The following is a 21,145-nucleotide window of genomic DNA, read 5'->3' on the forward strand; positions in this document are numbered from 1 at the left end:
CGCTGTCCGTCCAGATATCGGAGGAGTCGCGTTTTTCGAGCCGTCCATCTTCGACAGAGTTCACCACGGCTCCGTTCGGACCCCGCCGCTGTCCGGCGGTCAATAGAGGGAGGTGGGCAGGCGTGTGGACTGACCGTCCGTTCCGTTCTGAAACTTCCGCTACCCGAAGATAGCGACTCACAGTCGGGTGAATTCGGGTTCACAATCAATCATCTGGCTCGGGGGCCGATGGCTGGTCGTCCGCCGGTTCTGGCTGTAACTGGCGGACGAGATTCAAATGCATGAGGTGAAGGTGCATCCCGATTCCGTACAGGATGGTACCTAGTCCGACGAACGTGAGCGGCATCAGTATCGCTTCGATCGCCTGTGATGGACTGTCGAGGTTTGCGGGAAGGACGACACTAACGGCTAATAGAAACGCACTTAGAATGATCACCAATCCTGTACGGACTGCCCGGGAGTACTTCCCAATCTTTTGAATCCGTTTTTCGATCTCCTCTCGAGAGGGTGACGCCGTCTCACGGGCCATAACTTACGCCTCACTCGTTCTACACATCGTTCTCGCTGCGAGTTCGGTCATGATCATCTGCATCGGATACTGTCATCGCTCACCATTCGACCATCTGCGGCGTAAAACGAGGGCCGGAATTGGCAACCCGACACATGAAACGCATGCCAAGCTGCTGTAACGGTTACTGGCTACGGACTTGCCTGCTGATCACAGCGATCGTCTTTTTGCCGACGCCGACTACTGCTTCGAGCGACCGTTAGCAGCACCATCGATCGAACACGCCTGTCGGGGCCTAGTTCTCGGGTCTGGAACGAAGTCGTCGCCGAAAGAATTCGACGAGTTCACTCACGTAGCCGGTTCCCCAGATTGCGACGATCACTGCGCCGACTGCGTTGAACACGAAGTCGGTAACGATGTCGTCGATGCCATAGACAGTGACCACCGTGCCGCCGAGAGCGAACTCCAGAACCTCCCAGATGACACCGATCGCGAGGACGAAGACGACGATGAACACGGAGCGAAAGGTCGACGGGACGTTCATCTCGTCGGTGTGGAGTTCGAACGCCCGGAAGGCCGCATACCCCAGTCCTGCGATGACTGACGCCGAGACGGTGTGTGCGATCTCGTCGTACCATTGGTACGCTTCGTAGAGCCAGAGCGATCCCATCGTGTGAAGGATCACGGCGGTGGTGGTCCAGAGGACGAGTCCGGCGTCCATCGAGTACCCGTACTCCCGGCGCAACCACGCCGGCAGGAGCGTTATCCCGAGGGCAAACCCCGCCGTTCCGGAGATTCCGAACTGAAACGTCACGACCCCGTAACCGAGGAGCGCGACGAGTCCAAGTTGCAGGCCTCGAACGAGACGGCGCTCCCGAGCATCCGTCAGCCCCAGCGCGTCGCCGAGCGTCATGGTGAGTCCGCTCCGTTCGCGGCTCGAGCGACGGCACCCGCCGGCTCGAATCGGCCGGCGTACCACTGGAAGAGTCCGCCGAGCACGAGTCCCACGACGGTGACGATGACGAAATCCCACTGGAGTTCGGTCTGCGAGCGCAGGTACTCGGTCCCGAGCCACCGATCCGAGTAGAACTGCGCGACGGTCCAGAGCGCCTGGAGCGCCATCGTCGTCAGCACCGCAAAGACGACGGCGAACCGACGACTCAGTTCGACCGAGGCGAACGTCTCAAGCTCGACGACGACGACGAGCGCGAGCGTCGCAACGGCAAGATACACAACGGTCTCGGACGGAAATCCGGCAACACCGGCGACGACAGAGAGCGTAGCGACTGCCAAGAGCGGCCAGGAAACCATCGCCGTCCAGTCGCCGGTGATCAGCGCTGGTGCTGATACCGTAGCGACGATGGCTAGCTCGAACCCACCCCAGAGTAGAACGCCCGTAAGAACACTCTCGATGGCACCCAGCGCCACGATGCCCATCAACGACCATCCGATGATGGCGTTCATCCGCTCGTCGCGGACGAGTTGCTCGAGCGTCACAGAGCAGTAACTAGGTTCGAGAACACTAAAACCCACAACCGAATTTGCAGCTATCCAAAGGGGTGAAAGGCTGTATGGACCGACAGACGTGATCAGGGGCCACTGGTCAACAGGTCCGCTCTCGGTTCTCGAGAAGAACGAACCAATTGATCGTTCATCACTCCTCGACTCCGATCCAGTCCTCCTCGAGCGCTGCGCCGACCACTCGCTTCTGCGACGACCACGCGATGATTACAGTCATCTCTTTTAAGACCGACATTTTTCCGATTTGTACCCGTGCAATTGACCATGGCCGTTTTCGACGGATGGGACGGCGAGCGACTCCTCTGGGTTGGATTCGGCTTGATTATCGCGGCACTGATCGGGATCGCACTCTTCAGATACGTGGGGACATTACTCTTCGCGATATTCGTCTACTACGCGACGCGTCCACTGTATCGCCAACTCGATCGCGTCATCGACCACCCGAACGTGACGGCGACGGTCACGATACTATTCGTCGTCGTCCCCATGGTAGCCGTCATCGCCTACGCGGGCGTCGTCGCACTCCGGGAGTTGGATCAGTTCCTCGCTTCGAACGAACTCGAGACGTATCGATCGCTCTTCCAGCCGTATTTGCGATTGGTCAGGGAAGGCAACGTCGACGGACTCCGAGACGCACTCACAGCTGGTTCCGGCACCCCGATCACTGGCGCCCTCCGCCAAGGCGTTCCGAGCGCACTAGGACGACTACAGTCGTTCGCCGGATTCGTCTTCTCAGTTCTCGCTCGATTCTTTCTCATGCTCACGTTTCTCTTCTATCTCTTGCGTGACGACCAGAAGTTACGACAGTGGTTCTACGAGAGCATCGACCACGACGACGAGATCGTCTCGTACATCGAGTCTGTCGACGACGACCTCGAAACGGTCTTTCTCAGTAACCTCGCGGTCATTGCGGTCGCAGCCGTAACCGCCGCAGCAACGTACACCGCTCTCAACTACCTCGCACCGAGTGGGACTGTCGTTGCAACGCCGGTGTTACTCTCACTACTTATCGGAATCGGGACACTGATACCGGCCGTCGGGATGAAACTCGTCTATGTCCCGTACGGACTGGTTCTGGCTGGACTCGCAGTGACGACGTCAACGCCGTTCTGGCACCCGATCGCGTTCTTGGTTCTCACGTTCGTCGTCGTCGACACGATCCCCGATTTCTTCGCACGGTCGTACCTGTCCGCGCGAAGCGGCGTCCACATGGGGTTAGTTCTCCTTGGGTACTTCCTCGGGACCCTCGCTTTCGGCTGGTACGGACTCTTCCTCGGCCCAATCGTCGTCGTCATTACGGTCCACTTCGCGCATATGATCTTCCCCACCCTCGGTAGCGCTCTCCTCGGAGAGTGACCGCGACCGACGGAACGCCCTGGCCCGTCGATTCCGTCACTCGTAACGTGAGTCACGGTCATTGCGTCAGTGACCGTCTCATTCGCCGAGCGGTCGTCACGCCGGAAGACAACGGGACTGGGAGTGTGTGCAGACACCGCGTTCGTGGTGCGTAGGCCGTCCCGCGGGTCATAGAGCGCCGACTCGATCAGTTGGGATACCACGATCTCGAGCCGGCAGTCCCCCGCGTCCCGACAGTACACTCCCTGTTGCTCGTACCGTCGAGCGGCCGAGTAGCGAGCCGAAGCAGATCCGGGGTTCCCGCGCGGGTTCGTCCGGTTCGTATGCGACGCGGACGAACGATTGGTCGTTCCGGTCACCGATTAGTTGCTTCTCGCTGTTTCCGGTCGATCGGACCCTCGAGATCGCCCATCATCGCCTCGAGCAAGTCGGTCATGGTGACGAGTCCGACGACCTTGCCATCTTCGATCACCAGTGTGTGTTCATGATTCTCCGCCTCAAACTGGTCGACTGCATCGCTGACATCTGTGTCGGGGGAGCGCGTCATCGCCGGGGCCGCCAACTCGGCGATGTCGAGATCGCCGGTGGGCAGTTGCTTGCGGCGTCTGACGAGGATCGGCGTATAGAGACTGTCCCCGAAAATCGGTCAGTTCGCCTCCGACCAGTGGATACCGCATCTTCGGGCGTCCCTCCATCCTCTGTTGACATCGTCAACTGATGACACGCTCCTACGGCCGTGCAAGATAGAGAGGGTGCCTCGATCATAGCATGTCTGTTTACTTCCGAATTGCCTCTCCAGAATCGACCGTTAGAACGAGACTGCGAACCGCCCGTTGCTGTCCCTCTTAGATTAGTCGTCCCACCCGATTGCATCGGCGATCTCCCGGAGAATACCACCCAGCGCATCAAGTATCCCGTCGGCCGACTCATTGGGTGAGGGGTCAGTCGCCGTGGTTGTCCCTTCGGTGGGCGTCCCACTGGCGGTGGGGGGAGCAGCCGTGTTCGCTGTTGGTGTCGTTGTCTCGCTCCGTGCTTTGGCAACGTTATCGACCCTCTTGGTTACCGTCGCAGAACCACCCGCGTCGTCGACGACCAGCAGTTCGATGTCGCGTGAGGCCGTCCCTGAAGCGTCGTAGGTAACTCGCTTTCCCGTCATCACCGTCTTGTTCTCGAAGAACCAGACGTATTGGGTGATGGTTCCATCCTCGTCGGTGGAATCGGTCGCGTCAAGCGTCACGGTACCGGCCTCCCGGTCGACCGATGAGGTGAACGAGGCAGTCGGCCGCGCGTTCGGAGTAGTGACGGTGACGGTCTTTTCTCGAACGGCGGTATTTCCGCCGCCGTCGGTGACAGTCAACTGAACGGTGTAGTTCCCGTCACTCGCGTAAGTGTGTGTCTGCGTCGACCCACTTGCACTCGACCCATCCCCGAACTCCCAGCGATACGAACTGATCGGCCCTTCGGCGTCGGTCGACCCGCTGGCGTCGAACGACACGGGCTCGCCAGTCTGCGAATCGAACGTGCTTGGGGCGAACGCGGCTTGCGGTGACGTGTCTCTCACGGTGACCGTCCTCGTCGACGTATCGGTGTTGCCGTCGCTATCCCGGACTGTTAGCTCGATGGTGTACGTCCCCGGGCTGGCATAGGCGTGTGTCCGACTCGAGGTTGAGAGTCGACCCGTCGTGTTGCCGTCGCCGAAGGACCACTCGTAAGTCGTGATGTTACCGAGGAGACTGTAGGATTGTCCCGCAGTCAGCGTCATCGGTTCGCCGACGGCGACGGCCGACTCGCTCGTCTCGAACCGCGAGGCCACGAGCTGGACATCTTGTATCTGGCGCAGCTCCGTTTCGAGTGCCGCGTCGGTCAGATCTGTGTTCGTGACAATCAATTCTGGCTCAGAACTGTTGTTACCCGTCGTCTCAGTCGACGTGTCGGTCGATCCGCTGGGCGATGTGTCGTCGAATGACGGTTCAGTGACGCCAGTAATCAGGCTATCGTTCACGAGTTCAGTCGAGATGGTATCGCCGGCCCTGACGCCGGTGAACTGGCGTGGGGCCTTCCCATCGGCGCTGATGAACACGTCGTACGACCCTTCGACCCACCGCTCTCCACTCCACGGCGTCACTCCAACGACCTCGCCGTCGACGAAGACGGTCGCCCCCGGCGTCGCAGTGCGGACCGTTATCGGCTGCTCGATCTTCGTCAGCCGCGTGTCGATGTCGCGTGGCTCGGCCATGCGGCGCGTCTCCGGGAGGTATCCCCGGTCAGCCACGGTGACGCGAACCGAGCCGTCTCTACCCACGTCGGTCGGAACCTCGCCAGTCCACGGCGTTGTCCCGACCCGTTCTCTATCGATCGTGACAACCGCTCCGTCGACGTTCGACGTGACGGTCATCGTCTCGGTGCGGTCCTGTTCCGGGGACTCGACTTTCAGTGGTTCGTCGGGCGTGAAAATAAACGGAGGGGTCCCGTAGAGTGAATCGAAGATAGCAGCGAAGCTTTCGTCGGGGATATCCGTCGGCTGGAGACAGGCGTCGAAGTCCTTGCCTGTCAGCGACCCTCTCGCTTCGGGGTCCCAGCAGGCTTCGAGCGTTATGCGTTCGATGGTCGTTCGCTCCTCGTCCGGCCCGAGGAACCGCGACATTTCGACGGCGTGACTCTCGTGTGCCCACACCTCGCCCTCGCGTGCGGTCCCGACGTACAGCGGTGTCTCGTCGGCTTCTTCGCCGGGGCCGAAGTACCGCTTTGGCCCAATCGGCCGGTAGGTCCCGACGTCGCGGGTTCCATCCGCGGTGGTCGCGCTCATTACCTGCCCGGGAGTGAAGAACTCGTCCGAGGCTTCCTTGGTGAAGAAATTGTGCACCTTCTTGAATGGGCCGCCGACGAGGACCGAGAACAGTTTGGCCGTTGATCGTCCGGCCTTGCTGTTCTCCTTCGGGTCTTTCGGGCGCGTGTCGCTAACCACCTTGAGCTGGAATCCCGAGGCGTAGCCGTCGCCATCACGGTCGATACGCTCGACAACGACCAGTTCCTCTACCGCTCCCGAGCCTTCCGTCTCGAACTCGACTTGCGCAGTCGACGACACCGCTCCGCCCATGTCTACAGGAGGGACCGTCTCCAGTGACGCTTGTTGATCAGCGGGACGAGGTGCCGGTATGGTCGCCCCCATCGCTGGGCCGGCGGCGAAAACGACCATGACGACGAACAGGAGTGTTAGCGTGGCGTGAAATAGGCTGTTCATGTATTGTTCAAATGTTATACTGTGTCGAACTATCTAGTATATATTTCTATGGGGTAACGGACAGCAGTGGCCTCTCCGCGAAACTCTCGAAGGACGCTGAAACACGTCTGTAGGTCCAGTAACGCGACTGAAGCGGGTTCTACGTCGTAGATAATGGTGTGAGGATACCCGATGGTGAGCGTGACGACAGCTTCGAGGTGGGGTACTCGACTGGCGCGGACGGAACGGGCTTCGAACTACGACTCGTCAAGCAGATTGTTACCGATCACGGCTGAGTGGTACAGGTTGCCGACAGCGACGACGGTAGAGCACGGTTCGAAATCACTGGGATCGAGATCTTCGAGTGATGGATGAGCGCCCTGGGTTGACTGATTCCCGGAGTATCGACCAGCAGATCCCGCCGGGGTCGTCGCCATCGCTTCGCTTTTTGGAATACGACTGGACGAAAGAGCCACCGCGGTTCGAGGCGCAATGGGCTGAAACGCGGCGTTACGTTCGCTCGAGGTCTGGAACTTGGTCGAGGAGAGCCGCTTTCGATATCATGCGGTGGGGGATCCCGTGGCTACTATACTCCCATTCACTACTCGGTCGTTCGTCGACAGCACACGATCGAGCACACGTTTTTACGGGCCGGTGCTCGTCTCCTCGTAAGAACCGATCGAACGGGGAAATACTATGAAACGGGCTATATCCGAGACGATCGATAGCGTCTCGAGACGATCAGTGTTGACGATAGGGGCTACCGTCAGCATCGGAACGGTCGCCGGCTGTCTCGGTGAGACGGGTGGGAGTGGGGAGAACGCGGAAGGGGAGGCCGACGACGATCACGGGGGCGACGTCGGAGCTGACGTCAGTGCAGAAACGAGCGCGCTCGCGGCGGAGATGGTCGAAGCGATCGACGACGATCTCTCGGTACTCAAGTGGCAACTACACGATATGTTCGTCCCGCAGTACACCGACAGCGCGGGTATGGACAGTGATATCCCGATTCTCGGAGACGCCTACGCCGATATCGTCGACCAGGGGTTCGACCGTCGAGCGATGCCGACCCTACTCGACGACAACGAGATCCCGGATTCCATGGTCTTTCTCGAACCCGAGTGGGCCACCGCGTATCTCGACGGTGACTGGTCGAAAGAAGAGTACTACGCGGAGATCGAAGCCTCCAAACACTGATCCCGAAGGCGCTCGTTGCGCCCGACGGCGAGATTCGCGGCCAATCACGCCACCGGGGTTGTTGCCAGTCGTCGCATCGACACCGGACGGAACGTCCAGCGACAGCACCGCGGTCGCCGCGTCTTCGGCCCCCGGCGATCGGGGACTACTCGTCGTGGGCGACCGACTGGACGTGGCCGACGACGTCGCTTTTCAGTTTCACGTGCGGGCCCTCGAGTTCGTCGCCGTAGATCGCTCCGACCTCGCCGACGTTCGGTTCCGTATCCTCGGAGTGGGGATCAGCGTCGTCCTGAACGATGGACGTGGCTGGAGGTGGATCGGGTCTCTGGAAAAACGTGGTGCCTGCAGTGGCGACGATAGCGAGCCCGTCCCGTTACGTTTTACCCCCGTGGGGCCGAATCGGTCTCCAATGACTGCCCAGACCGTCCAGCAGGGCGACCTCGTGACCGTCATCGGCCTCGAGGTCCACGTTCAGCTGGAGACCGACACGAAGATCTTCTGTGGCTGTTCGACCGAGCCCAGCGACGAGCCAAACGACAACGTCTGTCCCGTCTGTCTCGGCCTGCCGGGTGCCTTGCCGGTACTGAACGAGGCCGCCGTCGAGGCCGCCGTCAAGATCGGGAAGGCGATCGACGCAGACATTCCTGAGGAGACTCGCTTCCACCGGAAGAACTACTACTACCCCGACCTGCCCAAGAACTTCCAGATCACCCAGTACGACGAGCCGATCTGCCAGGAGGGCTCACTCGAGGTCGCCGTCGAGGGCCAGCGCCGTACGATCGAAATCGAGCGCGCCCATCTCGAGGAAGATCCGGGCAGCCTCCAGCACGTCGGCGGCGGTGGCGGCATCGATTCGGCGGAGTACACCCTCGTCGACTACAACCGTGCTGGCACGCCGCTGATGGAGATCGTCACCGCGCCCGACTTCCGCAGTCCGGGCGAGGTCCGAGCGTTCCTCGCCGAACTCGAGGAAGTCCTCGAGTATCTGGGCGTCTTCGACGCCGAACGCGACGGCAGCCTGCGGATCGACGCCAACCTCTCGATCATTCCCGAGGGGGATATCGACGGCGACGACTCCGACGAGATCGGGATGGACGCCCTCGAGGCCGCGAACCGCACGGAGGTCAAGAACATCTCGAGCCACAAGGGCGCACAGAAGGCCCTAGCCTACGAGGAGACCCGACAGAAGAACGCGATTCAACGCGGGCGCGCGGTGGAACAGGAGACCCGTCACTGGGACGAGTCCCGCGGGATCACGGTCTCGATGCGCTCGAAAGAGGAGGAGAAGGACTATCGGTACTTCGAGGAGGCCGACCTGCCGCCCCTGCGCGTCTCGGGCTGGAAAGACGAGATCGCGATTCCGGAACTCCCGTCCGCCCGTCGCGAGCGATTCCAGGCGGAGTACGGTCTCAGCGAAGAGGCCGCCTCGAAGCTCACCTCGACGAAACAGGTCGCGGACTTCTACGAGGACGTCGCCGGCGAGTTCGACCCTGACCTCGCCGCGACCTGGGTCGCCGACAACCTGCTGGGCGAACTCAACTACCGCGACATCGCGATTACCGGGATCGAGGGGCGACTCGAGGAGATCAAACGGCTCGTCGAACTCGTCGCAGACGACGAGATCACGGCGAAGAACGCCCGTGAGACGGTTCTGCGATCGATGCTCGACGACGGCCGGACCCCCGACGAGGTCGTCGCCGAGGAGGGATTGGGTAAGACCGGCGAGGACGAAGTCCAGCAGGCCGTCGTCGAAGCCATCGACGAGAACCCCGACGCCGTCGACGACTACGAGAGCGGCGACGACGGCGCGATCAACTTCCTCGTCGGGCAGGTCATGCAAAAGACCGGCGGCAGTGCGGACCCGGGTGACGTAAATCAGCTTCTGCGGGCCGAACTCGAGGGCTGATCGGTGCTCGCGGGTCGTCTCGAGTGACCGGAGCACAGCCGTTCGTCGCTGGTTAAAATCTACGGGACGTGTGCTGGCACTCGGATCGGAACCTGTCGCGGTTGCTGTCTGATCGCGGAGTGAGACGGTGGCAGGCGGTAGCGCTCGGTGTCGCTGGCCGAACGACGATGTGGCCAACCGACGACCTCGCAGAACTTCCCTCCGCAGTTCGCCGATGGCGACCCCCGTCACAGCGCGCGCCACCAGATACCGGTTATTTTGCCCGGCGCGATACGTCAGCCCTGTACTGAGCGATGCTCACGGATGGACGAGCTGATTGCCCGCTGTCGTTCCATCGCCCGATTGCCGTCCCGTCCGCTATCGCGTCAATTATTAGCGGGTAGCATGTCGGTAGCCGACATGGACCGCATTTCACTTGGCAATGACGAGTTCGAGGGCCGAAACAATGCGTACGTCCTCGCCGACGACACCGACGACGAACTCGCGCTCGTCGATACCGGCGTTGCCATCGATCCAGTCCGCCAGGACCTCCGCGAGGGCCTCGCCGAGCGTGGCTACGAGTTCGCCGACGTCGACGACATCGTCCTCACGCACTTTCACGTCGACCACGCCGGACTCGCCGGCGAGATCCAGGCCGAAAGCGACGCGACGGTCTTCGTCCACGAGGCCGACGCGCCACTGGTCGCCCAGGACCCGGACGCGGTCGCCGCCGTCGAGGATCGCCGCCGCGAGCTCCTCGAGCAGTGGGGCGTCCCCGAGGCTGCACGGGACGAACTCCTCGGTTTCTTCGAGTCGGCCGACATCGAAGGGCAGCCGGCCGATCCGACGCCGATCGCGGACGGTGACGTTCTCGAGGTCGGAGGTCGAACCCTCGAGACGGTCCACGCACCGGGCCACGCGGCGGGGCTGTGCTGTTTCGAAACCGAGTCCGGCGACGAGGCGGTCGTCGGCGATGCCGTTCTGCCGGTGTACACTCCCAACGTGGGCGGTGCGGACGTGCGGGTCCAGCGGCCCCTCGAGAAGTACGTCGCCACGTTAGAACGGCTCGTCGATCGAGAGTACGATCGCGTCTGGCCCGGACATCGCGATCCCATCGACGAACCGACCGGCCGGGCCGAAACGATCCTCGAGCACCACCGGGAGCGAGCGGACACGATCCTCGAATTGCTGGGGAAGCACGGCCCGGCCGACGCCTGGACGATCAGCGAACGACTGTTCGGAGCCCTCGAGGGCATTCACATCGTCCACGGCCCCGGAGAGGCGTTCGCCCATCTCGATCATCTCCGGCACGAAGGGATCGTCGCGTACGAAAACGGCCAGTATCGACTTCAAGACGGTTCGGTGGCAGTTACGGACCTCTTCTAGGGGTTCTCGGCCTCGAATCGATCGACCGCACGGTGGAACTTTTCATGCGTGTATTATTCACAGGTGCCTTGCTAACTTCCCTCATCTTTATTAAGTGGGAATCGAAAGGGAGGGATGAGAATCGGTAACTCACTGACTTACAATGGCTAACGAAGATAACGATACTCTCGAAACGAGTACATCTGGAAACGGGGTTGTGGGACGACGAACATTTCTCGGTGCTGCGAGTGCGGGTGCGTTGACGACGACGCTCGCCGGCTGTATGGGTGGCGTCGGCGGTGGCAGTGGCGACGGGACGTTCAAAATCGGCCACCTCGGCCCGACGGAACTCCAAATGGGGCGCGGGGCCGAACGGAGCGCGGAGCTCGCGGTCTCCGAACTGAACGACAACGGCGGTATTCTCGATCGAGACGTCGAACTCCTCTCGCGAGACACCGGCGGCGCACCGTCGGAGGGCGAACGGGTGACCGAAGACCTGGTTCAGTCCGAACAGGTCGACCTGCTCGTCGGTACCTTCGTCAGCGAGGTGACCCAGGGAATCATCGACTTCGTCGCGGAGATGAACGTGCCGTTCGTCATCACCGGCTCCGCGGATCCGGCGACGATCACGGACAATCACGGCGAAGACTACGAAAAGTATAAGAATATCGTCCGGACCGGTCCGATCAATTCCGATCTACAGGCGGAAGGGATGGGCGGGTACGCGAGCTACCTCAACGAGCAACACGGCTTCGAGAACTTCTCGATTCTGGCCGACGACGCCGCCTGGACCGGCTCGTTCCGTGACATCCTTCCCGGCGAAATCGAGTCGAACAGCGATCTCTCCGTCGTTCATCAGGACAGAATGTCGGTCGAGACGTCCAATTTCAACCCGTTCCTCGACGCCGCCGCCGAGGCGGACGCCGACGTCGTCATGCGATTCATCGCACACGGCGGTGCGGCGGCCTTTACCAGTACCTGGGCACAGAACGAGTACCCGTTCGCCCTCGAGGGGATCAGTGTGCCGGGAATGTCCCCCGAGTTCTGGGGCGCGACCGAAGGTGCCTGTCTGTACGAGACGACGTCCCAGTCCGGTGCAGGTGGCGTCGCAGATCTGACCGACCGGACGGAGCCCTTCATCAATGCCTACGAAGAGGAGTTCGGTAGCGGAGACCCACCGAGCAAACCGATGTACATGGGATTCAACTCGTACGACGGGATCTTGTTCTACGCGCAGGCGGCCGAAGACGCCGGCACTGCCGATTACGAGAGCGATCTGGACGGCATCGTCGAGTCCATGCTCAACCTCGAGTTCACCGGCGCTGCGGGCGAAATCTCGCTCTACGGCGAGGACTCGGACTACCCGAACGACGTGAGGGAGACCAGAAACGACGACGACATCATTTCGAATTTCCCGATCACGCAGTGGCAGGAAGACGGGGATGGTGGCGTCGTCGAGTGCGTCTACCCCGAGCCGGACGCGACTGCAGAACACGTCGTTCCCGAGTGGATCTAAGCGGGCCCCGAACGAATGATAGGACAACTACTCTCCATACTGGTGTTAGGGGCGATGATCAGTGCCGTCTACGCACTGATCGCGATCGGGTTCACCATGATCTTCGGCGTCGGCGGCGTCCTGAATCTCGCACACGGCGCACTGATCATGCTCGGTGCCTTCACGTATCTCGCGTTCACGTCGACCGCTGGCGCGCTTTCACTGCCACCGATCGTGGGGTTTTTGATCGCGGTCGTCGTCACAGCCGCCGCATCGTACGCGCTGTACGCGGGACTCGTCAAATACATCGAGGACAACATCGTGATCACGTTCCTCGCGACGGTCGTCGTGGCGCTCCTGTTGACCGAACTGATCATCATCCAGTTCGGCAGCGCGCCGTCACAGCTCATTCCGGTGGTGTCGGGGACGATCTATCTCGACGCAGTCGGGACACGGCTCCGGTACGTCCAGCTGTTGGCGTTTGGCGTCTCCTGGATCGCGATCGGGTCGCTGTGGTATTACGTGACCAAAACCGACGAGGGACGGTCGATCCTCGCGACCTCGATGAGCACGCGCGGTGCGGAGCTTACGGGCGTCAATCTCCAGAAAGTCAAGTCTCGGACCTGGCTGATCGCCGGCGCGTTCGCCGGGATCGCCGGGGTGTTCATCGGAACGCTGCAGTCGACGTCGCCCCAGATGTGGCTCAGTCCGCTCGCACTCGCGTTCATCATCGTCGTGATCGGTGGCATCGGCAGCATCAAGGGGTCCGTCATCGCGGCGTACCTGATCGGCTACCTCGAGACGGCGTCGGTCGAGATCCTCGGCCCGAGCTTCCAGGGGGTCCTGTCGTTAGTCGTCCTCGTCGCGATCTTACTGATGAGACCGAACGGCCTCTTCGGGAGGGAGCTCGTCCATGAGTAGTGCGACGGATCGGTTGAGCACTGCGACGGGCCGTATCGATCGGTCACTACAGCCGCTTGCGGGCGTCTACAACCGGTTGTTCGGTGACTACTTCGGTGAAATGAACGGGCTCCAGTTCGTGTTGATCTTCGGAACGGCCGCCGCGCTGTTGACGGCGCCGTTGTGGGGGAATTTCGGGCTCGTCAGGGCGATGACCGTCGCAGCGATCTGGGCGATCTTCGCGATGAGCTGGGACATCCAGAGCGGCTACACCGGCTACATCAGCTTCGGTCACTCCGTCCTCTCGGGTGCCGCGGGATACACGACCGCGATGCTCATTCACAACGTGAACCCGGAGCTGTCGATGATGATCACGATCCCGGTGTCGGTCTTCGCTGCACTCGTGGTCGGGCTGCTCGTTGCCCTGCCGTCGCTTCGGCTGGCGGGACCGTACTTCTCGTTGATCACGTTCGTGTCCGTGTTGATCTTCTATCGATTGATCCCCTCCTTCAGCCAATACACTGGCGGAGAAACGGGAATCCAGTCGGTGGAGGTCTTCACGTACGATCCGTTCGCCCGGTACTACTACATGATCATCCCGATGTTCCTGATCGCGATCGTGCTGACGCTGATCGCTCGCTCGAACATCGGATTGATCCTCATGTCGATCCGCGAAAACGAAGCCGCAGTCAACGCTGCCGGGATCAATGCGACGAAATTCAAGATCTTCTCGTTCGCACTGAGTTCGATCCCGATGGGGATCGGCGGCGTGTTGCTGGTTCACTTCGGCGGCGGCGTCGATCCGACGACGTTCATCGTCGTCGACCGGAGTATCGAAATGATCGCGATCGCCGTCCTCGGTGGGATGAGTTCGATCCTCGGGCCTCTCGGCGGGGCCTTCTTCCTCATCGTGCTCCGGGATTACGTCCTCACCGAGATCGCGGGCTTTTCGTCCCCGATTCGATGGACGGTCTTCTGGGGGCTCGTCTTGGTCGTGCTCGTGTTCGTCCGCGACGGGCTGTTCCGGAAACTCTGGCACGGCCTCGATCGATTCGGAGGTGATCGCCGATGAGCCTGCTCGAGGTCGACGGACTCACCAAGAAATTCGGCGGCCTGGTCGCCGTCGACGACTTCTCGTTCGAAGCCGACGAGGGCGAAATCGTCGGCCTCATCGGACCGAACGGATCGGGGAAGTCGACGGTCTTCAACTGTATCATGGGCCGCTACGATGTCACCGAGGGCTCGATCCGATTCAACGGGAGCGACATCACCGACGATGCGACCCACGAAGTCGTCAACAAGGGGCTCTCGCGGGTCTCACAGGAGTCGAACCCGATTCATGAGATGCCGGTCGCGGGCAACATCAAACTGTTCACGCTCCCGAACAAGCTCACCTCGTTCTACGGCGGCGCGACCGACGAGGAGATCTACGAATACGCCGCCCGAATCGACATCGAGGACAAACTCCAGGAGATGCCGGACGAACTGCCCCACGCGGACGTCCGCCGGCTCGAGATCGCCAAATCGCTGGCGACCGAACCCGAATTGATGTTGCTCGACGAGCCGTTCGCCGGGATGAATCAGGCCGAAATCACGGAACTGGCGGACCAGATCGAACGCTTCCGTCAGGAAGGAATGACGATGGTCGTCGTCGACCACAACATGGGCGGCCTGATGGACCTCGTCGATCGAATCGTCGTCCTCAACAACGGCGACTTCCTCGCGGAGGGAACGCCCGAGGAGATCGCCGAGAACGAACACGTCCAGGAGGCATACCTCGCTGGGGAGGGACTGTAATGACCGATCCACTACTCGAGATCGAGGACCTCAACGTCTACTACGGGAAGTCACACGCACTGAAAGGCGTCTCGCTGTCGATCGACGAGGGCGAGATCTACGGCGTCATCGGGCCCAACGGGGCCGGCAAGACGACCATGCTCAACGCAATCGCCGGCTTCGTCGACTACGACGGGTCGATCCGCTACGACGGAACCGACCTCGCGACCGTGAGTCCACAGGAGATCGTCAGGGAGGGCCTGATCTACTGTACCGAGGACCGGGATCTGTTCCCGTACTTCTCGGTCCACGAGAACCTCCTGATGGGTGCGCAGTTCCGCAACGACCGCGATGCGGTGCAGGCGGACCTCGACATGGTCTACGACCTGTTCCCCCGGCTGGACGAACGCCGCGAGCAGGAAGCCGAGACCATGAGCGGCGGCGAACAGCAGATGCTCGCCGTCGGCCGCGCGCTCATGAGCGATCCCGACATGCTGATGCTCGACGAACCGACGCTCGGGCTCGCCCCGGTCATCATCCAGGACATCAGCGACGCGCTCGAGCGACTCTCGGATCAGGGGCTGACGATCCTGCTCGCCGAACAGAACTCGACGTTCGCGCTGCGCCACGCCGAACGGCTCTCGCTGATCGAAACCGGTGAGATCGAACTGGCGGGCACGTCCGAGGAGTTCCACGGCAACGAGTACGTTCGCGAAGCGTACGTCGGGGTCCACTGAGGTTCCCCGCCCCTCGAGCTTTTTTCGACGGAGTGGCGACCACTCCGCATACGGTCTCCTGTCCGTCAGTGCCGGTGGGACGGGAACCGCCCTGCGGTCCCACCGGGACATCGGGACAGCAAACCGTCTCAGTCGCTCGACTCGAGACCGCCCTGGAACGCCGCGACCGCGTCCCGGAACTCGTCCGGGATGGCGATCGGCTCCTCGGTCTCGAGGTCGACGGCGACGTGGGTGACCGACCCCTCGACGAGGGGCTCGCCGTCGGATTTCCGTCGCGCGCGGTAGTCGGAGGTGAAACTCGACGTTCCCATCTCGGTGACCGCCAGTTCGTTGACGATGGTGTCTCCGAACTCGGCACCGGCACGGTAGTTCAGTTCAGCGTTGACCACGTGCGTCTGCCAGCCGCGGTCGTGCATCTGTCCGTAACTGTAGTCGATTTCCCGGAAGAACGCGGAGATCGCCTCGTCCTGAAAGGTGAAGTACTCGCCGTAGAAGACGATCCCCTGCTGGTCGGTCTCGGCAAACCGGACGCGGTTCTCGAAGACGGGCTGGAAGGTCGGCCCGTCGGGTTCGTGCTCCGGATCGGTCGTGTCGGCATGTCCCATACCAGCAACGCCGTCGCGACGAGCAAAACCGTACCGGCCACGGCAAACGGTCGGGGCACCATCTCTCGCCTCGGAGACAACTCGGTTTCCCACCGGCGACCCCGTGACGGTCTCCAGTCGGTGGACGCACGACTCATACGGTTTGCTGTCCCGATGTTCCGGTGGGACCGCAGGACGATCCCGGTCCCACCGGCGCTGACGGACAGGAGACCGTCTCAGTCCGCGTCGCCGATAGCGACCTGTTGGGCGCGCTCGGAAATCTCGGCTTCCATGTCTCGCATGAACGCATCGACCGTATTTCCCATCAGCATGACCGGGTACTCCCCAGCCAGCATCTCGTCTAGAACCGCACCCGCGTTTTCGTCCCGATCGTGAGTCGTCACGGGAACGTCCACGTTCGCCGCGAAGATGTCCGTGAACGCCCCACCGGCCCGTGCCCGCTGGATCAGGTCCCGGTCTGCGAGCGTATTCAGGTAGTCCGCAAACGAGGCGGTTCGACTCCGCCGATCGGCCCGGAGGTAGACGAACGGGAGAACGTAATTCTCCCCGGCGAGTGACCGACGGATCGCCTCCGTACTTTCGATGTCGTTGATCTCCGCTCCGTTGAAGACTTGCCCGCCGGGGAGACGAACCCATTCGGGTTGGATCGCATCGAGATACTCGTTGAGTTGCTCCTCGGGGACCGGCGTCATGTCCAGCAGACGCAGGACGTCGTTGACCGCGTAGACCGTTTCGGCACCGATCCGCCCGCGCTGGTCGTCCGGTATCGTGACCTGTGTGAACGTTCCGCCTGCCCGTGTGATCTCCGCCGACAGATACTCGTGCAAAACGGGATGGAGTTCCCCGCTCACGACGTCCGTGCCCGGTGGGACCGTCCGAGCGAAAGCACGTGCGATGTCGCGTCGGGTCTTCCCGAGCGTATCCTGATGATCCTGTCGGATGTTCGCGATCACGACGACGTGGGGTTTGACGAACCGCTGATTGAACAGCCGCGTCGTGTATTCGGTAATCCCCTGGTTCTCGAAGATGGCCACGTTCTCGGGCGTATACGACTCGAGAATCGGGCTGAACTCCCGAAGCACGTTGATGTTTTCATAGAGCGTGGTGTACGGCCCCGGTCGATCGATCGGGATGACGTCGCCGTTTCGGATGAGCGCCGGCTGATTCCCCGTGATCTTCGTCAGCACGTCGTAGCCACGCCGATTGAACACGTCGTCGAGCCGTTTGACCGTCGATGACTTGCCACGGATGCCGGACACGACGATCCGAATATCGGTGTCCTCGATGAACGTTCGATGGTGCCGCCCTCGGGTGAGAAGTGACCACAGCCGGTTTCGAAGGGTGCCACGCCCAACGGAGAACGGCTCATACGAGACCGATTCGTCCTTCGCTCCAGTCAGGTAAACGGACATCGACCCGACTGCGAGCTCGCGGAACCGCCGTGCTGCGTCGACTACGTTGTCCCGCGTCGTGTAGGTGTAGCTCGGAACCGCGAGCGTCTCCGCTCCTTGCTCGAGTGCCCATTCGAAGATGCCGCTGCGTTCCTCCCCTCGGATGTGAATCCGAGAGCGTGCGCGATCGGTCGGGTCGACGGTGAACTCGAACGCGTCGAGCTGTTGGACTTCGGCGACGGCATCTCGAACCGCATCGACTGCGTTCCGTGCTTCCTGTGACGTTTCGGATGGGGCTGGAGCGACTGCGAGTGGGATATCTCCGTCGTAGAACTCCCAAATCCATCCATCAGACGTTGCGATGACTTCGAAGTGGCCCTGTTCGATCACGCGTCACCGCCTCCCGAAAGGATCGATGCCTCGAACACGGCCTCCTGATCCGGACGGTCGACGGTCCGCCACTCGACGAAAACCACACACGCGACGACGCCGACGATCATCGCGACGATGGCGGGGATCCCGAACACCTGTGGAATCAGCGTCGGACGAACCAGGCCGATGAGTTGCGTCGTGGCGAGTAATAGGAGGAACGATCCGATCTGTAACGGGACGAATAGCGCCCGCTGTGCGGGAGCGGTGACGTGCCAACTGTAAGCGTTTACGCCGGCCAGGATAGCGACGAAGTAGGCCGATAACCCGCGAGTGATCGGGAGCGAAAGTGCAAGCGGGACGACGGCGATCAGCGCCGTGCCGGTCGCCACGGAGATCAGAACGCGCCCGTACAACAGTGTGACGTAGTGGACGGTTTTCAGCCCGAGATACGCGACGACCAGAACGGCGAGATACAACGCGAGCAACCACGTGTTGGCGAGTGCATACAGCGAGAGCAGCGCCATCGCAACGAGACCCGTCCGGACGCCGTACCGGTTCCGAACGCGTTCCGCGAGCACAACACCGATCAGAAACACGACGACTGCGACCGGGCGTGCGAGAATCGTCGGGTCCAACTCCTCGAACACGACCGCGCCTTTCAGGACGGCCACGTCGGCCGTCGGACTGTATAGAACTGGCGGGGTGAGGGTACCGAGCGTCTCCGTAAGCGATGGGGCGACCAGGAGCCACCCGATCGCGACGAGAACGACGAGCAAAACCGCCGTCGTTAGTAGATCACGGCTGCGGTACTGTGGTTTGATCTGGTGGTAATTGTACGCCGCCAGTCCGGGAAGGATGCTCCCGATGAAGACCACGCTTCGGAGCGATTCCGGGAGGAAATGCCAGACAGCGAGCAACACCAGGAGGGGGACACCACTGCCGATCGCCATCGCCACGAGGAGTTCGTCGCGTCCATAGATGAGGGTGCGATGCTTGACGGCGTAGAGGCCGATATACGCGATGAGCGTGCTGATGAGGAAAATCGGCAACATCAGCGCATTTTTTAGCGTATACACGGCGAGAACCGGAACTGCGATCGTCCCGCCGGTCCGGTAGCCAAACAACTGCGTGATGAGTCCGACGGCGAAGACACCGAGTGCAGTAACGGTGACAGCAATGATCATTTCTATGTAACGTTCCGAGAGATCCATTCTAATGCCCATTATAAACGAGTTGCGAAGGCGGAAGTCGAGGCGGAATCTCTCCGTTTGATGCCGGTCAAATCGCGCTCTACGCAGGTTCGGTTGGCCAACCACATCGTAATGAGAGCGATAAATCGTCGTTATGTGATACTAATGATTATCGGACACCATCGAGTGAGACTCCTTTCTGCACAGTTAGGACAGCTCCTTTATACGTCACCGACCGACGTTCCACTATGCGATCGACTCCGCAGGTCGTCGTCGCTGGTGGCGGGTTGGCCGGACTGGTCGCCGCGCGTCACCTCGCCGCCGGCGGCACTGACGTGACGGTGTTCGAACGGGAGCAGACGGTCGGTGGCCGCGTCCGAACCCTCGAGCGCGACGGCTATCGGTTCGATCGCGGCTTTCAGGTCCTCTTTACGGCCTATCCCGCGGTCAAGCGTGAACTCGACCTCGAGCCCCTCGAGTTACGTCGGTTCGCCCCAGGTGCCACCATCGCCGGCCCGAACGGCCGGTCGACGCTCGCGGACCCGCTTCGGGAACCGGGGACGATTCCGTCGACGTTGTCGAGTCCGTCGGTTTCGCTCGGGGACGCGCTTCGAGTCGCCCGGCTGTGGTGGGACCTTCGGCGGACCGATCCGGCGGAGATCTTTACCGGCGACGACGAACGCATCGACGACTTCCTCCGCGAACGTGGCTTTTCGGAGGGATTCATCCGTGGCTTTATCGCTCCGTTCTACGGTGGGATCACGCTCGATCGGTCGCTGTCGACGTCCAGGCACGTCTTCGAGTACACGTTCCGGACCCTCGCGGCGGGCGGAATCGCCGTTCCGGCGGCCGGGATGGAAGCGATCCCGTCCCAACTCGCCGACCGGGTTCGCGAGGCCGGCGGGACGATCGAACCGGGAATCGAGGTCACGTCGGTGACGCCCGGCGACGACGGTACCGACACCCCCGTCACGGTCGACACCGACGACGGGAGCGTCGACGCCGACGCCGTCGTCGTCGCGACCGATCCGCCGACCGCTCGCGACCTCACCGGCGTGTCGACGATCCCGGCCGATGCGCGGGGCTGCGTTACTCAGTACTACGCGCTCCCTGCGGATGCCGACCTCGAGACCGGCCGACGGCTCCTGTTGAACGGGAGCGAAGGGGGGCCAAACCACGTCGTTCCCCACAGCGTCGTCGCACCCGAGTACGCCCCCGCGGGAACGGCCCTGATCAGCGCCACCTATCTGGGCGAGCGCGAGGAGAGCGACGCGGAACTGGCCGATCGGACCCGCCGGTCCCTCGAGTCGTGGTACCCCGATCGGCGGTTCGACGACCTCGAGGCGCTGCATACCGAGCGCGTGCCGTTCGCACAGTTCGAGCAGCCGCCTGGGATCCACGACCGGCTTCCCGACGCTCGCGATCCCGCGGGCCCCGTCTATCTGGCCGGCGACTACACGCAGTGGTCGTCGATCCAGGGCGCGATGGAAAGCGGCCAGGAAGCGGCGAAGGCCGCCATCGAGGACCTGTCGCGGTAACCAGTCCTCGAAACGGCGACTCGAGCCCTCGGGTCGTCCGATCGTGGCGATCCGCTCGATCGCGACACTGTCTCGAGACGAGGACAGTC

At 61.9% G+C, this 21,145-nt stretch carries 17 protein-coding genes and 2 pseudogenes; 11 read left to right on the forward strand and 8 right to left on the reverse strand.

Annotation, left to right across the window (positions count from 1 at the left end):
* Window positions 1-803: 803 nt before the first annotated feature.
* Complete coding sequence (locus tag CP557_RS02440) at window positions 804-1,421, reverse strand: hypothetical protein (protein ID WP_097378439.1); 618 nt, start codon at window positions 1,419-1,421, stop codon at window positions 804-806.
* Window positions 1,418-2,005, reverse strand: a complete 588-nt coding sequence (locus tag CP557_RS02445) for a hypothetical protein (protein ID WP_097378440.1) — start codon at window positions 2,003-2,005, stop codon at window positions 1,418-1,420. The genes CP557_RS02440 and CP557_RS02445 overlap by 4 nt, the downstream gene beginning before the upstream one ends.
* Window positions 2,006-2,293: 288 nt before the next feature.
* On the opposite strand from CP557_RS02445, the gene CP557_RS02450 reads away from it, so the two are divergent.
* Window positions 2,294-3,385: an AI-2E family transporter gene (locus CP557_RS02450; RefSeq protein WP_097378441.1), complete on the forward strand. Its 1,092-nt coding sequence runs from the start codon at window positions 2,294-2,296 to the stop codon at window positions 3,383-3,385.
* 355 nt (window positions 3,386-3,740) lie between these two features.
* Here CP557_RS02450 and CP557_RS02455 read toward each other — a convergent pair.
* Both CP557_RS02455 and CP557_RS02460 read right to left on the reverse strand, forming a co-directional pair.
* Window positions 3,741-4,086: pseudogene (locus tag CP557_RS02455) on the reverse strand (CBS domain-containing protein); the annotation flags it as partial.
* 149 nt (window positions 4,087-4,235) lie between these two features.
* Entirely contained in the window at window positions 4,236-6,626 is a 2,391-nt protein-coding gene (locus CP557_RS02460) for a PKD domain-containing protein (RefSeq protein WP_097378442.1), read from the reverse strand.
* A 152-nt stretch (window positions 6,627-6,778) separates the two neighbouring features.
* On the opposite strand from CP557_RS02460, the pseudogene CP557_RS23375 reads away from it, so the two are divergent.
* A pseudogene (locus CP557_RS23375) lies at window positions 6,779-6,901 on the forward strand (PAS domain-containing sensor histidine kinase); the annotation flags it as partial.
* 400 nt (window positions 6,902-7,301) lie between these two features.
* The gene (locus tag CP557_RS02470) at window positions 7,302-7,802 is read left to right on the forward strand and encodes a hypothetical protein (protein ID WP_245852870.1); all 501 of its coding nucleotides are present in this window, start codon (window positions 7,302-7,304) and stop codon (window positions 7,800-7,802) included.
* Between the two features lie 145 nt (window positions 7,803-7,947).
* On the opposite strand, the gene CP557_RS02475 is transcribed toward CP557_RS02470, so the two are convergent.
* The gene (locus CP557_RS02475; RefSeq protein WP_097381500.1) at window positions 7,948-8,100 is read right to left on the reverse strand and encodes a DUF2196 domain-containing protein; all 153 of its coding nucleotides are present in this window, start codon (window positions 8,098-8,100) and stop codon (window positions 7,948-7,950) included.
* Window positions 8,101-8,211: 111 nt separating this feature from the next.
* Between CP557_RS02475 and gatB the strand changes: the two genes are divergently transcribed.
* The 7 genes from gatB (at window position 8,212) to CP557_RS02510 (ending at window position 15,960) form a co-directional block, all read left to right on the forward strand.
* Window positions 8,212-9,708 carry an Asp-tRNA(Asn)/Glu-tRNA(Gln) amidotransferase subunit GatB gene (gatB, locus tag CP557_RS02480; RefSeq protein WP_097381501.1) on the forward strand — a complete coding sequence of 499 codons (1,497 nt, stop codon included), beginning with the start codon at window positions 8,212-8,214 and terminating at the stop codon, window positions 9,706-9,708.
* Between the two features lie 399 nt (window positions 9,709-10,107).
* Window positions 10,108-11,073: an MBL fold metallo-hydrolase gene (locus CP557_RS02485; RefSeq protein ID WP_097378443.1), complete on the forward strand. Its 966-nt coding sequence runs from the start codon at window positions 10,108-10,110 to the stop codon at window positions 11,071-11,073.
* 196 nt (window positions 11,074-11,269) lie between these two features.
* Window positions 11,270-12,568, forward strand: coding sequence for an ABC transporter substrate-binding protein (locus CP557_RS02490; protein ID WP_245852872.1), 1,299 nt, complete (start codon window positions 11,270-11,272; stop codon window positions 12,566-12,568).
* Window positions 12,569-12,583: 15 nt separating this feature from the next.
* Window positions 12,584-13,468: a branched-chain amino acid ABC transporter permease gene (locus CP557_RS02495; protein ID WP_245852873.1), complete on the forward strand. Its 885-nt coding sequence runs from the start codon at window positions 12,584-12,586 to the stop codon at window positions 13,466-13,468.
* Window positions 13,461-14,519: a branched-chain amino acid ABC transporter permease gene (locus tag CP557_RS02500; protein ID WP_097378446.1), complete on the forward strand. Its 1,059-nt coding sequence runs from the start codon at window positions 13,461-13,463 to the stop codon at window positions 14,517-14,519. Before CP557_RS02495 ends, CP557_RS02500 begins: the two co-directional genes overlap by 8 nt.
* The gene (locus tag CP557_RS02505; protein ID WP_097378447.1) at window positions 14,516-15,244 is read left to right on the forward strand and encodes an ABC transporter ATP-binding protein; all 729 of its coding nucleotides are present in this window, start codon (window positions 14,516-14,518) and stop codon (window positions 15,242-15,244) included. The genes CP557_RS02500 and CP557_RS02505 overlap by 4 nt, the downstream gene beginning before the upstream one ends.
* Complete coding sequence (locus CP557_RS02510; protein ID WP_097378448.1) at window positions 15,244-15,960, forward strand: ABC transporter ATP-binding protein; 717 nt, start codon at window positions 15,244-15,246, stop codon at window positions 15,958-15,960. Before CP557_RS02505 ends, CP557_RS02510 begins: the two co-directional genes overlap by 1 nt.
* 128 nt (window positions 15,961-16,088) lie before the next feature.
* Here CP557_RS02510 and CP557_RS02515 read toward each other — a convergent pair whose 3' ends face one another.
* The 3 genes from CP557_RS02515 to CP557_RS02525 all read right to left on the reverse strand — a co-directional run bounded on the left by CP557_RS02515 (window position 16,089) and on the right by CP557_RS02525 (window position 19,512).
* Window positions 16,089-16,565, reverse strand: a complete 477-nt coding sequence (locus CP557_RS02515) for an acyl-CoA thioesterase (protein WP_097378449.1) — start codon at window positions 16,563-16,565, stop codon at window positions 16,089-16,091.
* Between the two features lie 215 nt (window positions 16,566-16,780).
* On the reverse strand, window positions 16,781-18,346 hold the full coding sequence (locus CP557_RS02520) for a hypothetical protein (RefSeq protein WP_211290166.1): 1,566 nt from the start codon (window positions 18,344-18,346) through the stop codon (window positions 16,781-16,783).
* Window positions 18,343-19,512 (reverse strand): poly-gamma-glutamate biosynthesis protein PgsC/CapC, encoded by a 1,170-nt coding sequence (locus CP557_RS02525; RefSeq protein ID WP_097381503.1) that lies wholly within the window; start codon window positions 19,510-19,512, stop codon window positions 18,343-18,345. The genes CP557_RS02520 and CP557_RS02525 overlap by 4 nt, the downstream gene beginning before the upstream one ends.
* A gap of 254 nt (window positions 19,513-19,766) precedes the next feature.
* On the opposite strand from CP557_RS02525, the gene CP557_RS02530 reads away from it, so the two are divergent.
* A complete protein-coding gene (locus CP557_RS02530; RefSeq protein WP_097378450.1) occupies window positions 19,767-21,056 on the forward strand; it encodes an NAD(P)/FAD-dependent oxidoreductase in 1,290 nt (429 codons plus the stop codon).
* The last annotated feature ends 89 nt before the right edge of the window (window positions 21,057-21,145 follow it).

The sequence above is a fragment of the Natrinema ejinorense genome (assembly GCF_002494345.1).
Taxonomy (GTDB): domain Archaea; phylum Halobacteriota; class Halobacteria; order Halobacteriales; family Natrialbaceae; genus Natrinema; species Natrinema longum.

What these genes read in the sequence shown, in the direction of transcription:
- CP557_RS02460 (WP_097378442.1), bottom strand. Translation starts at nt 6,626, where the DNA reads ATGAACAGCCTATTTCACGCCACGCTAACACTCCTGTTCGTCGTCATG.
- CP557_RS02505 (WP_097378447.1), top strand. Translation starts at nt 14,516, where the DNA reads ATGAGCCTGCTCGAGGTCGACGGACTCACCAAGAAATTCGGCGGCCTG.
- CP557_RS02495 (WP_245852873.1), top strand. Translation starts at nt 12,584, where the DNA reads ATGATAGGACAACTACTCTCCATACTGGTGTTAGGGGCGATGATCAGT.
- CP557_RS02440 (WP_097378439.1), bottom strand. Translation starts at nt 1,421, where the DNA reads ATGACGCTCGGCGACGCGCTGGGGCTGACGGATGCTCGGGAGCGCCGT.
- gatB (WP_097381501.1), top strand. Translation starts at nt 8,212, where the DNA reads ATGACTGCCCAGACCGTCCAGCAGGGCGACCTCGTGACCGTCATCGGC.
- CP557_RS02450 (WP_097378441.1), top strand. Translation starts at nt 2,294, where the DNA reads ATGGCCGTTTTCGACGGATGGGACGGCGAGCGACTCCTCTGGGTTGGA.
- CP557_RS02470 (WP_245852870.1), top strand. Translation starts at nt 7,302, where the DNA reads ATGAAACGGGCTATATCCGAGACGATCGATAGCGTCTCGAGACGATCA.
- CP557_RS02525 (WP_097381503.1), bottom strand. Translation starts at nt 19,512, where the DNA reads ATGATCATTGCTGTCACCGTTACTGCACTCGGTGTCTTCGCCGTCGGA.
- CP557_RS02530 (WP_097378450.1), top strand. Translation starts at nt 19,767, where the DNA reads ATGCGATCGACTCCGCAGGTCGTCGTCGCTGGTGGCGGGTTGGCCGGA.
- CP557_RS02485 (WP_097378443.1), top strand. Translation starts at nt 10,108, where the DNA reads ATGGACCGCATTTCACTTGGCAATGACGAGTTCGAGGGCCGAAACAAT.
- CP557_RS02515 (WP_097378449.1), bottom strand. Translation starts at nt 16,565, where the DNA reads ATGGGACATGCCGACACGACCGATCCGGAGCACGAACCCGACGGGCCG.
- CP557_RS02500 (WP_097378446.1), top strand. Translation starts at nt 13,461, where the DNA reads ATGAGTAGTGCGACGGATCGGTTGAGCACTGCGACGGGCCGTATCGAT.
- CP557_RS02510 (WP_097378448.1), top strand. Translation starts at nt 15,244, where the DNA reads ATGACCGATCCACTACTCGAGATCGAGGACCTCAACGTCTACTACGGG.